The sequence below is a fragment of the Arthrobacter sp. C152 genome (assembly GCF_054890965.1).
The window spans coordinates 1-237 of sequence record NZ_JBTZSU010000138.1 but is presented as its reverse complement, the minus strand read 5'-3'; the positions used below and the strand labels follow the sequence as shown (position 1 = coordinate 237).

The 237-nt window shown below is 35.0% G+C and carries 1 protein-coding gene; it reads right to left on the bottom strand.

The window, feature by feature from the left end:
- Positions 1-237, bottom strand: a 237-nt coding sequence (locus tag ACYSM9_RS22035; protein ID WP_461859070.1) for a family 1 glycosylhydrolase, incomplete at both ends; no start/stop codon positions are given.

The following is a 237-nucleotide window of genomic DNA, read 5'->3' as shown; positions in this document are numbered from 1 at the left end:
AGCAGGCATGTCAAAATGATATAAGTTGGCAAATACTTTGATTCCGTTATTATTCATTTCGGAAAATAATTTTCGATAGAAAGAAATGGCTTTGGGATTTACTTTTCCGGTACCGCCATTTGGAAACATTCGTGCCCAAGAAATAGAAACGCGAAAGGAGTTATGCCCAGTTTTTTTCATTAGTTCTATATCTTCTTTATATTGATGGATGTGATCGGTTGTAATAGAGGAATCGAT